The following is a 14,423-nucleotide window of genomic DNA, read 5'->3' as shown; positions in this document are numbered from 1 at the left end:
TCCAGATTGGCCCCTTCTAAATTGCAGGCAATTAATCCAGTGCCGGAAAGGTCGACTCTAACCATGGTCGAATGGGAAAGATTCGCTTTTATGAAGTTGGCTTCCAGAATATCAGCTTCGGTGAGGTTGGCGCCGGAGAGATTGGCTTCCGTTAAATTTGCATGAAAAAGATAGGAATCTGAAAGGTCAGCACCTTCCAGATTGGCCTGGCTTAAATCGAGTCCGGTAAAGTCATACCCGGAAAGGTCGGCTCCGCTGAGATCGGGTTGAATGGACTGGCTTGTCCGTCGAAATTTGTTCCATTCCCCGACCCCTCCCTTGATGAGGCGTTCAACATGTTCAGGATTGGCCATGAGGAGAGTGTCGGGATTGAACTACGAACCAGATCGCCTGGCTGAAGGTGGTGGGTTTTGGTTGTTTACCGTTTTTTAAGATACTTGAGGAATTCCGAATCCGGAGAGAGCACCAACGTGGTATTTTTCGCAAATGTTTTCTTATAAGCTTCCATGGTTCTGATGAATTCAAAAAACTCCGGGCCTTGTTCGTAGGCGGTCGCATAGATTTTGTAGGCTTTAGCTTCACCGTCTCCACGAAGTTCCTGTGCGGTTTTATAGGCCTCGGCCAGAATGATTTGCTTGTCTTTCTCGGCTTCGGAGCGAATTTTTTGGGCTTCTTCCTCTCCCTCTGCTCGATATTGCTTGGCCTGGCGTTCCCGTTCGGCTTGCATCCGTTGGAAAATCGCTTTTTCATTTTGCTCAGGCAGGTCCGCCCTTTTTATGCGCACATCCAGGACTTCAATCCCGTAGGCGGAGGCTTTTTCGTTGGATCGATCCGATACGACCTTCATGATCAACGCGCGGTTTGCGGAAACGATTTCCGTCAGTTCATGCCGGCCCAACTCAACACGCAATTCCGAGTAAATGATATCGTCCAGGCGCTGGAGGGCCCCTCGTTGAGTCTGAAAGGCTTGATACACTTTTAAGGGATCCACAATGCGCCATTTGGCGAAATTGTCGATCACCATAGACTTCTTGTCACTGGTAATGACATCTCGTACGGGAGCGTCATAGTCCAAATAGCGTTTATCAAAGAAGGTGACTTGATGATAAAAGGGAATTTTAAACTTTAACCCTGGTTCCGTGATGGTTTGGACAGGTTTTCCCAATGCGACGACAATAGCCGTTTCGGTTAAGTCGACCACAAAAAATGGAGAAAGCCCCAATACCAAGAGGAGTCCAAAAACTAGTATGACACCCATGAGGAGATTTTGTTTCATCGGGAGTCCCCTCCTTGCGTGGCTGTTTCTCCGCGAGAGCGGGATTCGCGATCTAACGGAAGAAAGGGTAGAACATTTCCGGCTGCTTTGGAATCCAGAATGATTTTTTCCGTGTTGGACATGACTTCTTCCATCGTTTCAATGTATACCCGTTTACTGATGACATCCTTGGCAAGTTTGTATTCTTTTAGAGTCTGGAGAAAGTAATTGGCTTCTCCCTCCGCCCGTGCAATCCGTGACTGTGCGCTCCCCTTGGCCTGGTTGATGCCTTGAGCCGCTTCCCCTTTTGCTCTGGGGATTAAATCGTTTCGGTAGCCGTGAGACTGGTTAATGAGTTTTTCACGGTCTTCCTTGGCGCTGGCAACATCTTTAAAGGCTGCGGCGACGGCTTCCGGAGGATTCACATCCTGAAGCTGAATCGTGGCCACTTGCACGCCGGCCAGGTATTGATCGAGGATGCCTTGAAGCAGGTCCTGGGCTTCCTGTTGAATCTGGGCTTTGCCAATCGTTAACGCTTCATCAATCTTACTTTTGCCGATGACTTCGCGCATAGCCGCTTCAGCGGCGTTGTGAATCGTGGACTCGACATCGGCGACTTTATATAAGTAATTTTTAGCTTCTTTGATTTTATATTGGACGATGAACTCGAGAGACAGAATATTCATGTCACCGGTCAACATGAGGGCTTCTCTGGGAATGAATTGGGTGCGTCCGCGGTCTTCGCGGAATCCCACCTCCACTCGATGAAGTTTTTCAATTTTTGGTGTGTCGACTGTTTCCACAAATGGAATTTTAAAATGTGGGCCGGATTCAACCTCGCGAACAATATCGCCAAACCGTTTCACCAGACCCTGCTCGTCCGGGGCCACAATAAACACCGATTGCCACAGAGCCAGGACTGCCAGGACAATATAAATGATGGATTTGAATCCACGGCCGGGCACGAGTCGAGTGAGTTGGTCTTGTGCTTTCCGAAGTGCTTCATCGAGGGGATCTTGACCACTTCCTCCCCACGGATCTTTAGGTTCCCATGCCATACGTTAGTCCTATAATTTGAGTTACAAGCGGGATGAGCGAGGTGATTACTGTAGCTACGTGAACCAAGGTAACAGAAATATTTGAATGGGGCAATAAAAGATCAATGAATCCTATTCCACACAAGCAGGGAGGGAGTGCTGCGGCCCTCTATCTGTTATGGATTTATACTATTTGCTATTTTTCTAAGTGGGCCTAGTCAGGTATTGGGCCTTGGCCCAAGAAGGAAAAATTCTTGTTCCCATGGGGAGCAAAAAATAGGAAAAATCTATGGCCGAATTTTTTCCATGAGATTTGGGGAGAATGGAGGATGGATTGAAGGATAATAGACCTCCATCCCGTAGTCAGTTTGGGAGAGTTTCCTACGAGCTCATAAATAGGCGATGATTGATACAATCACCGCAGAGGGCTTGGTGAATGGCAACGATGAAATGAAGTTTATTTTTTTGGGAGGGATGTTTATGACGACATGGAGAAAACTATTAGTTGTGTGTTTGATGCTTTTAATCGTTTTGGGGGTGAGCCGAGCTTTTTCAGGTCCTATCGTTCCTACCATGGAGGATCCTCTCCCTGGTCGTTACCAAAGGATTAGAGTTGACGGAGTTCAGGGAGGAATGTTTGTGGTAGATACGGCGTCAGCTAAGGTGAAGTTTTGTAGTATCACTCCTGTCGGATGCTCTCCCTGGAATAATTGAGTAAGGCAGAGAAAAAGTCATTTGGAAAGTTAGAAGATGCGTGCTTTGATTGACCGCCCGCGCAGACCATGAAATCCAAATTTCCAGCCAGAGCTTTGCCGCAATTACCTCATCGGCACCTGATGCTGCATAAGCCTTACGGTGTCCTGTCAAAATTTACCGATTCTGAAGGACGTCCGACGTTAGCCGACTATGTGGATGAGTCACGGGTGTATCCCGCCGGACGATTGGATATGGATAGTGAAGGCCTGCTTCTGCTGACTTCCGATGGAGATCTGGCTCATCGTTTGACCTCGCCATTTCAGAAAGTTTCCAAAACCTACTTGGTGCAAGTGGAACGTATTCCAGATGAATCAGCCCTCATGGAGCTTCAGGAAGGCGTGATGGTCAAGGGCAAGCGGACCCGGCCGGCTACAGTTCAGCTTCTTCACGGTGAGCCGGACGTCTATCCTCGTCCTGTCCCTATTCGTTTTCGCAAATCCGTTCCCACGGTATGGTTGCGTATGGAAATTCAAGAAGGCATGAACAGACAGATTCGGCATATGACCGCCCAGGTAGGACACCCGTGCCTCAGAATCATTCGAGTCGCCATCGGTCCGATTCGGTTGGGCTCTCTTCCGCCGGGACAATGGCGGGAGCTTCGAGCAGGAGAATTGCGCGGGTTGTCATAGACCGTTCTGTGTCGGCCGTAAGGACAGAAAAAGCAATTCGGATGAAATAATTGGCAGGCGACTGAAGTCCCCATGCTTGACCTTGATCATGTTGTTGGTAAAAAAATGGATATTAGGGTTTTTACCTTGAACATTGTTGCCCAGACAGGTAAAATTCGGCGCTCGTCATCAATGAACATGCGTTGATGGCCGACGGAACAGCGGCATGACACCTTTTTGAATCAGACCGATGTCATGATCGTGTCTGGTCGGTCTAGGGCAACTCCTCACGCGCTGTTTTGTCTCCCAGCTAGAACGACATAAGGAAGTTGATTCGAGAATGGAGCATTTCTCCGTGAACAAATGGACGGTCGGGTCTTAGGTTGTGACGTATGGTCTGAGACCATAGCCGGAATTCACCTGTCCCATTCTATAGTTCCTGTTGAGATGATGCTAACAATTCATTACAGGTCACTTACATAAAAATGGAGAGATTCCCACCATGTCGGTAACTATTATTCTGGCTCTGTCCGTTCTCGGATTGGTTGTCGCGTATTACTATTCCTCATCGGTCCTGAAGATCCCCATTGATATGGGTGTCGAAGATTTGGAAACCCGGAAGCGTCTGGCGAAAATCCATTCGGCTATTGCCTCCGGGGCTATGGCATTCCTGAAGCAGGAATACAAAATTATGGCCATTTTCATGGTGGTCTTTGCCGCAATCATTGCGGTGCTCATTGATGACCATCACACGGACTACGTGAATGAAGGGCTGTATACCGCTATTGCATTTATCTTTGGCGCCATCATTTCGATTGCCTCCGGTTTTATCGGGATGAAGATTGCGACACAAGGCAATGTGAGGACAACCGTTTCTGCCAATCAATCCCTCTCCACCGCATTTAATGTCGCGCTGCATTCCGGAGCTGTGATGGGCTTTGCGTTGGTCAGCTTGGCGGCCTTAGGACTGTTAATTATCTATCTTGGACTTAAAAGTATGATGCCGGCTCAACTCCCGACGCATATTCTGATGGAAGTGATTGCCGGCTTCGGCCTCGGAGGATCGTCTATCGCGCTATTTGCGCGGGTGGGTGGAGGAATTTTCACAAAAGCCGCTGATGTCGGGGCCGATTTGGTGGGAAAAGTTGAAGCGGGGATTCCGGAAGATGATCCGCGTAATCCTGCGGTGATTGCCGATAACGTGGGCGATAACGTGGGTGACGTGGCTGGAATGGGGGCTGACTTATTTGGTTCCTGCGCGGAAAGTACCTGTGCCGCCATGGTGATTAGTGCGGTCGCCTTTTCCGGAATGGTTGATGCATTGTTGTATCCAATCCTTATTTCGGCCATCGGCATCCCGGTGAGTCTTCTCACACTGATGATGGTCAAGGTCACTTCCGAGGACCAGGTTGGCCCGGCGCTGAAAAAGATGCTGATCATCTCCAGTGCGGTAATGGCGGTAGTGATGTTGTTTGTCACCAAGGCCATGCTTCCGGATACTTTTGAAATTAATGGGCATTCGTATACTGATCTGGGGGTGTATTTTTGCTTTCTGACAGGCCTTATTGCCGGGCTTGCCGTGGGATTGATGACTGAGTACTACACTTCCCATGACTATGGGCCTGTGCGGGAAGTGGCGAAATCGTGTGAAACGGGTGCAGCCACGAATATCATTTTTGGGCTGGCTCTCGGCTATCAAAGTGCCGTGGGCCCTTATCTCGCCATTGGTCTCGCCATCTATATCCCGTGGATATTAGCCGGCATGTACGGGGTGGCAATTGCCTCTCTTGGTATGTTGGGAACACTGGTGATTGCACTCACGATCGATGCCTATGGACCGGTTTCTGATAATGCCGGGGGTATCGCTGAAATGGCCGGTATGCCCGAACATGTCCGTAAACGGACGGATGTGTTGGATGCTGCCGGAAATACGACTGCCGCCATTGGGAAGGGTTTTGCCATCGGTGCAGCTATTCTGACGTCATTGGCCCTGTTCGCGGCGTTCCTCACCAGGGCTGATTTACTGCTTAAGGAACAACATGGCCAGGATTTTGATCTGTTAGGCAGTATTAATTTGCTGGATCCCTTGGTGTTTACCGGGTTGTTTATCGGGGCTGTGTTGCCCGCCTATTTTTCCGCCATGACGATGAAATCGGTGGGGTCGGCGGCCTATAAGATGATTGAAGAAGTCCGACGTCAGTTCCGCACAATTCCCGGCCTCATGGAAGGGAAAGCCGAGGCGGATTATGAACAATGTGTCGCCATTTCAACTCAAGCGGCGCTAAAAGAAATGATTGCCCCGGGCATTCTGATTATGGGAACGCCCCTGATCACTGGATTCCTGTTTGGCATTCAAGCGGTGGCTGGGGTGCTTGCCGGTTCCCTTGTCGCCGGTGGTGTCATCGCCATCTCTTCATCGAATAGTGGTGGTGCTTGGGATAATGCAAAGAAATTTATTGAGGCAGGAAATCTTGGGGGGAAGGGTACGGACACCCATAAGGCCGCAGTGGTTGGTGATACCGTTGGGGATCCCCTAAAAGATACTTCAGGACCGTCGTTGAATATCCTGATCAAACTTTCAGCTATTTTGTCACTGGTGTTTGTGCCATTTTTCGTCCAGTACGGGGGGCTATTAATAAAGTAATTTCCACTGACCATGGGCGCCCAACAAGGCCTGGGCTTTTTCTGTTTTGTTGGGCCGAATTCCGTGATCCTTGTGATAATGGGTGTTGTCGACGGCGTTTTCATTTTAAGTTATATAGTGAGGCTGGTTTTAGCCTTATGTGGTGTGTTCATTTTTATCTTGATGTTGTGTTTTTCATTATTCCATTTCTTGTGTAATTTTCATCTCTCTCTTTATCTCCTTTTTTTCTCCTTTGCGGTGGAGGGCCAACCTGGTCATTTCATCGGACATTCCCCTAATTTTTTTCGGCCTCATTACAACAAAGACTGATGTTCTGAAATTTTAACGGGCGGAATCGCCAGTTTGGTGAAATGAGAATAGCCCTGAGGCGTTTGGGTTTTTCTCATTCATGGTTCTTCCGGTTCTTTCAGATTTGAGGGAAAACGCAATAAGGGGGAGGCGGCGATCTCTCTCAATTGGCATATGTCCTGCCTGGTTCTGTTAGCCAGGTTTTCTGAATGACTGAGATGGCTGGTTGAAAAAGGAGTACTTCGTATGGAATCACCCAACCAACTAGATGATTTTTCTTTTCAGAGAAAGAGAAGATCTGAGGCCGTTTCCTCCGCGGATGTGGATCTGTTGTTGCGGGTGATCTCGCAAGACCTTTCTGCTCCAATGGCAACTATTCAAGATACTTGTCAGAAGCTCACCATGATGTGCAGTCGGCTGAATGAATCGTTTGAGGAGGCGGCCTCTTTCGGTAATGCACGAGGACCACTCGGTCCTCTGGTCACAAAAGATATCACTGAGGCCGTACAGCGTATCCGAAATGAAGCGGATCATGTGCGTTGCCTCACGTCGGGACTTCTCCAGTTTATCCGGCTTGGTCAGATTGGCCTTCAGTGGGAGGGCCTGGACGTGAATCAGCTTGTGATGGGAATTGTGACTTCCATGGAGAGGAAGCTCAAGAGCAAGGAAGTCGTGGTTCGTATCGAGGATCTTCCAGATTGTATGGGTGATGAGGTATTGGTGAATCAAGTTTTTTCGATTCTGCTTGATAATGCCCAGAAGCATCTCAACCCTTCTCGTCCTGGAGAAATTGTCATTTCCGGGAACACGATGCATGGATGGTCGGTCTATTCTGTTGGGGATAACGGGATTGGGATTGCTGCAGAGCATCATGCCGGAATTTTTGAGGCGTTCTCGCATCCGGTCGTGGGGCCGGAAGGTTGGCAAGGGGTGGGTTTGGCCATTGTGCGTCGCATCATTGATCGCCATCAAGGAAACATTGAAGTCGAATCGACTTTGGGGCAAGGCTCCACGTTTCGGGTGTTTTTCCCTCGAGCGATTATTGCCCAGGAGGGAGGAGAGAAAGAAGAATGAGACGAGGGAAATGAAAACGTGTTATTTCCCATCGCGCCAGGACTTCTTGCTCGGCTGAAAGGCTTTCTGGTCTGAAGCTTGAGGTGAATGGTGTAGTAAGGACTGTCCCTTGGGGCAGTCGAGGAAATTTCGAGACAGGCAGCAAGAAAGAAGAAAATGTCTCCGAAAAACCGAAACCGATGTTTTGGTTATCGAGGATCGAAGTGACCCCCATCGAAAAATTTCTTACCGGTGGCGCCGCGATTGCTTTACGCGCCGAAGGCCTGGTCGTTCTGTCCTGTTGGTTTTTTTAACCGGGCTGATTGTCTTTTGATTCTTCCAACCTAACCCTCGCAAAATCCGACTCACATGGTCGGGGTGGTATTTCACCCCGAAATATCGCCGAATCATTCGGCCAATAAGGCGACAGGTCCATTGATCAGTCCGCATCTTTGCGGCTCGCGGTCCTCGTTGGAGAATTTGGAGGAGGTGTTGGCGTTGTTTGGGCGAAAGGCGTGATGGACGACCGGTATGGGGTTTGGATTTCAAGGCATTTTTTCCGCCTTGTTCGAGTGCATCTTTCCATCGCTTGACGGATGATGGCGCTGCTCCGATCGTTCGGGCAACCTCGCGAATGCCTCGACCTTTGGCCAGCAGACTGGCAGCCATTCGGCGTCTGGCTTCTAGTTTTTCTGCACTACCCTTTGGCCTCATGAATCCACTTTTCGGATTTCTCAGTGCGACTCTTGAGGGGAAATGTGCATGATCCGGTAAAGGATCAGAAGGGGGAGGCCTGAGAAAAAATTCCGAGAGGCGAGGATGTGATGACAGGATAATTTTCCTAAGTCAAAGCGCGAGGAAGGTCAGCCTCACGCAAGGCACAAAAGGTGTGGGTCAGATACTATTCAGAGAGAAGAAGTGGAGATTCCCAAATCGCTGCTGTTCGCGAGGCAGGCGCCGGCATCGGCCATTTCTTGGAGGGCATTCCTGGAATCATCTTGTTGGGGGTTGCCCCCCTTCGTGGCATCAGTGAGGAGGACGACTCGAAGGCCGCGGTGACAGCCATCGAGAACCGTGTGCTTGACGCAATGTTCGGTAGGTAGGCCCAGGATATACAATGTTTGGATGTTGAGATCTTCCAGGCGGTCGGCCAGACTTGTACCATCAAAGCCGGATCTCGAATCTTTCTTCGGATCGGTTCCTTTAGAAATAACCATCATCCCGGGAGGAAGGACTAAGTCGGAATGAAACTGAGCTCCGCGTGACCCTTGGACTCCATGAGTCGGCCAAGGCCCCTGTTGTTCGGTGAAGGAGCTGTGATTGGCTGGGTGCCAATCTCTCGTTGCCAGTATGGGCCAGCCTTGACGGCTGAAGTGCTTGATATAGGCGTTGATGAGAGGAATCAGGCTGTTTGCCTCGGGAACAGCCAGTGCTCCACCCGGAAAGGAGTCATTTTGTAAGTCGACTAGGAGGAGTGCGGAATGTTGATCGGGTTGGGGAACGCTCGAGGTTGTGGTATGTGAAGAATCTGATGGGGAGGCTTGCTTGGAAAGTTTCATGTACGTTATGCCAGAATTTCTGTCCCGATGCCTTTGTCAGTGAAAATTTCGAGTAACACCGCATGAGGCACGCGTCCATCAATAATGTGCGCCTTGCGGACACCACCCTGAAGGGCGGTTAAACAGGCATGCACCTTGGGGAGCATGCCTGCACTGATGACCTGCTTTTTGACCATGCGTTCCATGTCTTTTTTGGAGAGGGTGGAGACGTGCCGATTATTGGCATCACGAATGCCTTTGACATCGCTTAAAACCAGTAATTTTTCGGCTTGAATCGCTGCAGCTACGCTGCCTGCTACCAGATCGGCATTGATGTTATGGGTTTTCCATTTGGCGTCCACTCCAATTGGCGCAATGACCGGAATGAAATTGGCATCTTGAAGCGTATGGAGCAATGCGGTGTCGACATGACTGACTTGACCGACGAGGCCGTAATCTTCAGGGTGCAGCACGTCGGTTGATCCGCTGTAGGTGTGAATAAGACTCTTGGGATTAAATGGTTTCGTGGTCAGGAGCCGACCATCTTTGCCGGTGAGTCCGACAGCTTTGGCCCCATGCTGGTTCAGCAACGACACGATTTCCTTGTTGATTTTTCCACCCAGGACCATTTCGACTACTTCCATGGTTGGCTGATCCGTGACCCGAACCCCATGTAGAAATTTCGCCTCAATGCCGAATTTATCGAGCATTTCGTTAATTTGTGGCCCACCGCCATGAACGATAATCGGTTGCAATCCGACATATTTTAATAAGACGACATCTTCGGCGAAGCCTTCCTTGAGTTCCTCATGGACCATGGCGCTGCCCCCGTATTTGATGACCACGATTTTTCCGGCCAGGGTCCGAATATAGGGAAGCGCCTCAATCAGGATGTCAGCTTTTTTAATCAGTTTGTTCATGCTACCTACTCATGGGCTCCAGGGTTTCTGGGAGAATGGCGGAGGAGAAAGGGAAATATGGCCATAGTAACAGATGTTTTGATTTTAAAGAATGAACCGGCTGAGATCTTCGTCTTTCACAATACTTTGAAGGTGGTCCCGAACATACTGCGCGTTGATGACGACCTCTTTTTCCTGAAGATCTTGCGCTTCAAACGAAACATCTTCCAATAACCGTTCTACGATGGTGAAGAGCCGTCGTGCGCCGATGTTTTCGGTTCGGTCATTCACCTGCACAGCAGTGGCTGCAATTTCTTCGATCCCGTCTTTAGTGAATTCTAACGCGATCCCTTCTGTGCTCAGCAATGCGTGATATTGTTTGACCAGGGCGTTCTTGGGTTCCGTTAAAATGCGGATAAGGTCATCCTTCGTGAGGGGTTCCAGTTCTACCCGGATGGGAAACCGACCTTGTAATTCCGGAATCAAGTCCGAGGGTTTGGCCACGTGAAATGCCCCTGCGGCAATAAATAAAATATGATCGGTTTTGACCGGGCCGTGTTTGGTATTGACCGTGGAACCTTCCACGATCGGAAGGAGGTCACGCTGCACTCCCTCACGGGAAATATCGGGTCCTGTGTTTTTCTCTCGCCCGGCAATTTTGTCAATCTCGTCCAGGAAGACGATACCCGATTGTTCCGTGCGTGTAATGGCCTCTTTGGTGACTTCTTCCATATCAATGAGTTTTTGCGCTTCTTCCTGGGCCATGAATTTCAGCGCTTCTGAGACTTTCATCCGGCGATTTTTCTTTTTACCCGGCATCATGCCGCCGAGCATATCCCGAAGGTTGTGCTCAAGATCTTCCATCCCCCCGATATTGGAAATGATTCCAACCGGAAGTCCTCCTCGTTCTTTGATTTCTATTTCCACCATCCGATTATCCAGTTTTCCTTCGCGTAGCTGAAGGCGAAGTTTTGAGCGGGTGGATTCCTGTTGATCCTGTTTCTGTTGTGTGGGAGCCTCTGCTGATTCTTCAGTGGACTCAAACGAAGGACTCGACGGCGAGGGCGGAAGCAGCATATCCAAAACACGCTCTTCGGCCATGTCTTCAGCCTTCTTTTGGACCTTTTCCAGGTAAGCAGTTTTGACCATATTGATGGATAAATCTGTGAGGTCACGAATCAAAGATTCCACGTCCCTGCCGACGTATCCCACCTCGGTAAATTTAGATGCCTCAACTTTAATGAATGGCGCATCGGCTAATTTTGAGACTCGTCGGGAAATTTCGGTTTTCCCGACACCTGTCGGGCCGATCATGATGATATTTTTCGGGACAATTTCATCACGGAGTTCCGGGCTGAGCTGTTGGCGTCGCCAGCGGTTTCGTAACGCGATGGCGACCATGCGCTTGGCGTCCCGTTGTCCAATGACATAGCGGTCTAACTCCTCCACAATTTGGCGTGGAGTGAGAGATTCCAAGTTTTTGTTCGCTGGTGAAGTCTCTTGTTCCATACGTTATGACGATAACTCCTCAATGACAATGTGATGGTTGGTATAAATATCGATTCCGGCGGCGATTCGCATGCTTTGTTCTACAACCTGGGACGGTTGCAGTTCGGTGTGAGCCAGGAGGGCTCGAGCAGCAGATAACGCATATGGTCCCCCTGATCCAATGGCCAAAATTCCGTCTTCCGGTTCGACTACATCGCCTGTGCCGGTAATGATGAATGAATGCTCACGGTCGGCCACCGCTAAAAGGGCTTCCAATCGTCGAAGGACCCGATCGGTTCGCCAATCCTTCGCCAGTTCAACGGCGGCTCGGGTGAGATTTCCTCGATATTCCTCTAGCTTGGCGTCGAATTTTTCAAATAAGGTAAACGCATCCGCGGTCGCTCCCGCAAAGCCGGTGAGCACCTGGTCTTGATGCATTTTCCGGAGTTTCTTGGCGTTACTTTTCATAATGGTGTTGCCGACGGTGACCTGACCATCACAGCCCATGGCCACTGTAGCCCCTTTGCGGACGCACAGAATCGTCGTGGATCGAATCTTCATCGTTTGAGATGGTCTCCTTCTTGGGGTATGGAGTGAGTAGAGCCGGATCGGGGGTGTGCCCGGTCATAAACGGCCATGAGTTGGTCTGTAGCCACATGGGTGTATTTTTGGGTTGTGGCGAGCGAGGCATGTCCCAAGAGTTCCTGGATGGCTCGAAGGTCGGCTCCTTCATCGAGGAGATGGGTGGCAAAGGAATGGCGCAGGGTGTGGGGAGTGATCGTCTTATTGAAACGGTGTTCGGTCTCTTGCTTCATCATGCGTTCCACACTTCGAGCAGTCAACCGTCCTCCTCGAGCATTGAGAAAAAGGGATTGGGATCCTGAGGAGGAGGGCACGAGTGGAGCCGATGTTCCGGTTTGTACAACCTTGTTTTTGTGGGACGGATGACGTTGATATTCCAAGATGGCCTCAGCAGCCACTGTGCCAATAGGCACCATCCGCTCTTTTTTCCCTTTCCCCCGCAGTCGGATCGATCTGGTTTCTAAATCCACATCTCCCCAATTTAACCCGACCAGTTCTGAGACCCGGGCTCCGCTTGCATACAACGTTTCTAGAATGGCGTGGTTTCTCAACTCAATCCATTGCTGGGATGCTGACCCATCTAACAGAGTGTTGGCTTCGTCTTTGGTAAGGACAGTGGGAAGACGTGTTCCTTGTCGAGGTGAACGAACAGTCGATGCTGGATTACGCGGAACCCGCCCATCTTCAACTAAAAAACGAAAAAAGCTTTTGAGACATGCCAGTTTTCTGGCAAGTGAGGGTTTTTTTAACCCTTGATCACTGAGGCTCTTCAGAAAGGATCGAATATGGAGTGAGTCAATTGCGCCAGGCTGTGAAACGTCTTTCGCGGTCAGTGTGTGTCGAATGTGCGCCATGAATTGTTTGAGGTCGGACTGATAGCTTCGGCTTGTTTCAGGCGAAACTCCCCGTTCCAATTGAAGATACATTACGAAAGCTCGGATTGCGTCATCCATGCTTTGAAATGGGTAGTGGCTCGTTCTTGGATGAATTGTCGTTTTTTCTGTTTGTCTCGCACCGGTGTATCAAGTGGCGGGTATAGCCCAAAGTTGGAATTAATCGGTTGAAAGTGCTTTGGCTCACAGGTTGTAATGTAATGGAGAAGTGCTCCGTGAGCGGTCGAGGGTGGTGGGGTGACCGGAGAACGGCCTGATAAGATCCGAGCGGCATTAATTCCGGCGATCCCGCCACTGGCCGCCGCCTCTACATAACCTTCTACTCCCACCAATTGCCCGGCAAAAAAGATGCGAGGCTGTTTTTTCACTTGCAAGGTGTCTTGTAAGAGGATCGGTGCGTTGATATACGTATTCCGGTGGATGCTTCCACATCGTAAAAATTCTGCCTGTTCCAGGCCAGGGATCATTCTGAAAATTCGGCGTTGTTCCGGATAGGTGAGTTTGGTCTGAAACCCTACCAGATTATAGCAGGAGCCATGAGCGTTTTCTGGACGTAATTGTAACACAGCATAGGGTCGTTGGCCGGTTTTGGGATCAACTAAACCCACAGGCTTAAGGGGACCAAATAATAAGGTTTGGCGACCACGGTCGGCCATGACCTCAATTGGGAGGCACCCTTCAAAATACGGTACGTTCTCGAAAGACTTGGGTTGGACGCGGTCAGCTTCGATCAAGGCATTATAAAAGGCGTTATAGGTGGCTTCGTCCATAGGACAATTCACATAATCTGCCGTGCCCTTTTCATACCGGGATGCCAGAAACGTCTGGTCTGTGTCGAGGGAATCGGCATCCACGATTGGTGAAATTGCGTCGAAGAAAAACAGGTTTTTCGATTGAGTGAACTGGATGATCGCCTCAGACAATTTGGGTGATGTCAGGGGGCCGGTGGCAATAATGCACAGTGCATCCTCGGGAATTTCATGGATCTCTTCCCGAAGAATTTTAATATTCGGGTGCTCTGATAATGCCTGGGTCACCTTGTAGGCAAATTGGTCTCTATCTACCGCTAATGCCGTCCCTGCTGGGATCCGCACCTCGTCGGCAATTCGGATGATCAAGGAATGCAATTGGCGCATTTCCTCTTTCAACATTCCAGGGGCGCTGAGCGGATCATTCGATCCAAGGGAATTTGAGCAGACAATCTCGGCTAGGTGATCGGTTTTATGTGCGGCGGTCTCTTCCTTAGGCCGCATTTCATACAGGGTCACCTTGGCTCCAGAGTTGGCCGCCTGCCATGCTGCCTCCGATCCGGCCAAGCCGCCTCCGATAATGACGAGGTCTTTTCTCATAATTGTGCGAGAATGATAATAGAAAAAGTCGTT

General features: G+C 49.8%; 13 protein-coding genes. 3 read left to right on the top strand and 10 right to left on the bottom strand.

Annotation, left to right across the window (positions count from 1 at the left end):
- The 3 genes from AAH187_RS12055 to hflK all read right to left on the bottom strand — a co-directional run.
- Window positions 1-353: pentapeptide repeat-containing protein (locus AAH187_RS12055; protein ID WP_342348709.1), on the bottom strand; the 353-nt coding region annotated here is incomplete at its 3' end.
- 65 nt (window positions 354-418) lie between these two features.
- Entirely contained in the window at window positions 419-1,276 is an 858-nt protein-coding gene (gene hflC / locus AAH187_RS12050; protein WP_342348708.1) for a protease modulator HflC, read from the bottom strand.
- Window positions 1,273-2,313: an FtsH protease activity modulator HflK gene (gene hflK / locus AAH187_RS12045; RefSeq protein ID WP_342348707.1), complete on the bottom strand. Its 1,041-nt coding sequence runs from the start codon at window positions 2,311-2,313 to the stop codon at window positions 1,273-1,275. Before hflK ends, hflC begins: the two co-directional genes overlap by 4 nt.
- A 761-nt stretch (window positions 2,314-3,074) precedes the next feature.
- Here hflK and AAH187_RS12040 point away from each other — a divergent pair.
- The 3 genes from AAH187_RS12040 to AAH187_RS12030 all read left to right on the top strand — a co-directional run bounded on the left by AAH187_RS12040 (window position 3,075) and on the right by AAH187_RS12030 (window position 7,662).
- Window positions 3,075-3,677 (top strand): pseudouridine synthase, encoded by a 603-nt coding sequence (locus tag AAH187_RS12040; RefSeq protein WP_342348706.1) that lies wholly within the window; start codon window positions 3,075-3,077, stop codon window positions 3,675-3,677.
- Window positions 3,678-4,158: 481 nt separating this feature from the next.
- Window positions 4,159-6,300: a V-type H(+)-translocating pyrophosphatase gene (locus AAH187_RS12035; RefSeq protein WP_342348705.1), complete on the top strand. Its 2,142-nt coding sequence runs from the start codon at window positions 4,159-4,161 to the stop codon at window positions 6,298-6,300.
- A gap of 534 nt (window positions 6,301-6,834) precedes the next feature.
- Window positions 6,835-7,662: a HAMP domain-containing sensor histidine kinase gene (locus tag AAH187_RS12030; protein WP_342348704.1), complete on the top strand. Its 828-nt coding sequence runs from the start codon at window positions 6,835-6,837 to the stop codon at window positions 7,660-7,662.
- A 225-nt stretch (window positions 7,663-7,887) separates the two neighbouring features.
- Here AAH187_RS12030 and AAH187_RS12025 read toward each other — a convergent pair whose 3' ends face one another.
- The 7 genes from AAH187_RS12025 to trmFO form a co-directional block, all read right to left on the bottom strand.
- Window positions 7,888-8,355, bottom strand: a complete 468-nt coding sequence (locus AAH187_RS12025) for a helix-turn-helix domain-containing protein (protein ID WP_342348703.1) — start codon at window positions 8,353-8,355, stop codon at window positions 7,888-7,890.
- 191 nt (window positions 8,356-8,546) lie between these two features.
- Window positions 8,547-9,200, bottom strand: a complete 654-nt coding sequence (locus tag AAH187_RS12020) for an isochorismatase family protein (protein ID WP_342348702.1) — start codon at window positions 9,198-9,200, stop codon at window positions 8,547-8,549.
- A 5-nt stretch (window positions 9,201-9,205) separates the two neighbouring features.
- Window positions 9,206-10,099 (bottom strand): acetylglutamate kinase, encoded by an 894-nt coding sequence (gene argB / locus AAH187_RS12015; RefSeq protein WP_342348701.1) that lies wholly within the window; start codon window positions 10,097-10,099, stop codon window positions 9,206-9,208.
- Between the two features lie 84 nt (window positions 10,100-10,183).
- Entirely contained in the window at window positions 10,184-11,587 is a 1,404-nt protein-coding gene (gene hslU / locus AAH187_RS12010) for an ATP-dependent protease ATPase subunit HslU (RefSeq protein WP_342348700.1), read from the bottom strand.
- Window positions 11,588-11,590: 3 nt separating this feature from the next.
- Window positions 11,591-12,127: an ATP-dependent protease subunit HslV gene (gene hslV / locus AAH187_RS12005; RefSeq protein ID WP_342348699.1), complete on the bottom strand. Its 537-nt coding sequence runs from the start codon at window positions 12,125-12,127 to the stop codon at window positions 11,591-11,593.
- Complete coding sequence (locus tag AAH187_RS12000; RefSeq protein WP_342348698.1) at window positions 12,124-13,074, bottom strand: tyrosine recombinase XerC; 951 nt, start codon at window positions 13,072-13,074, stop codon at window positions 12,124-12,126. The genes hslV and AAH187_RS12000 overlap by 4 nt, the downstream gene beginning before the upstream one ends.
- Complete coding sequence (gene trmFO / locus AAH187_RS11995) at window positions 13,074-14,390, bottom strand: methylenetetrahydrofolate--tRNA-(uracil(54)-C(5))-methyltransferase (FADH(2)-oxidizing) TrmFO (protein WP_342348697.1); 1,317 nt, start codon at window positions 14,388-14,390, stop codon at window positions 13,074-13,076. The genes AAH187_RS12000 and trmFO overlap by 1 nt, the downstream gene beginning before the upstream one ends.
- Window positions 14,391-14,423: the final 33 nt, after the last annotated feature.

Source organism: uncultured Nitrospira sp., assembly GCA_902500695.1.
Classification (GTDB): domain Bacteria; phylum Nitrospirota; class Nitrospiria; order Nitrospirales; family UBA8639; genus Nitrospira_E.
The sequence above is the reverse complement of the archived record's forward strand: the minus strand, read 5'-3'. Positions and strand labels throughout refer to the sequence as shown.

Excerpts from the sequence above, each read along its gene's own strand:
- hflC (WP_342348708.1), bottom strand. The coding sequence starts at position 1,276 with ATGAAACAAAATCTCCTCATGGGTGTCATACTAGTTTTTGGACTCCTC.
- hflK (WP_342348707.1), bottom strand. The coding sequence starts at position 2,313 with ATGGCATGGGAACCTAAAGATCCGTGGGGAGGAAGTGGTCAAGATCCC.
- AAH187_RS12040 (WP_342348706.1), top strand. The coding sequence starts at position 3,075 with ATGAAATCCAAATTTCCAGCCAGAGCTTTGCCGCAATTACCTCATCGG.
- AAH187_RS12035 (WP_342348705.1), top strand. The coding sequence starts at position 4,159 with ATGTCGGTAACTATTATTCTGGCTCTGTCCGTTCTCGGATTGGTTGTC.
- AAH187_RS12030 (WP_342348704.1), top strand. The coding sequence starts at position 6,835 with ATGGAATCACCCAACCAACTAGATGATTTTTCTTTTCAGAGAAAGAGA.
- AAH187_RS12025 (WP_342348703.1), bottom strand. The coding sequence starts at position 8,355 with ATGAGGCCAAAGGGTAGTGCAGAAAAACTAGAAGCCAGACGCCGAATG.
- AAH187_RS12020 (WP_342348702.1), bottom strand. The coding sequence starts at position 9,200 with ATGAAACTTTCCAAGCAAGCCTCCCCATCAGATTCTTCACATACCACA.
- argB (WP_342348701.1), bottom strand. The coding sequence starts at position 10,099 with ATGAACAAACTGATTAAAAAAGCTGACATCCTGATTGAGGCGCTTCCC.
- hslU (WP_342348700.1), bottom strand. The coding sequence starts at position 11,587 with ATGGAACAAGAGACTTCACCAGCGAACAAAAACTTGGAATCTCTCACT.
- hslV (WP_342348699.1), bottom strand. The coding sequence starts at position 12,127 with ATGAAGATTCGATCCACGACGATTCTGTGCGTCCGCAAAGGGGCTACA.
- AAH187_RS12000 (WP_342348698.1), bottom strand. The coding sequence starts at position 13,074 with ATGTATCTTCAATTGGAACGGGGAGTTTCGCCTGAAACAAGCCGAAGC.
- trmFO (WP_342348697.1), bottom strand. The coding sequence starts at position 14,390 with ATGAGAAAAGACCTCGTCATTATCGGAGGCGGCTTGGCCGGATCGGAG.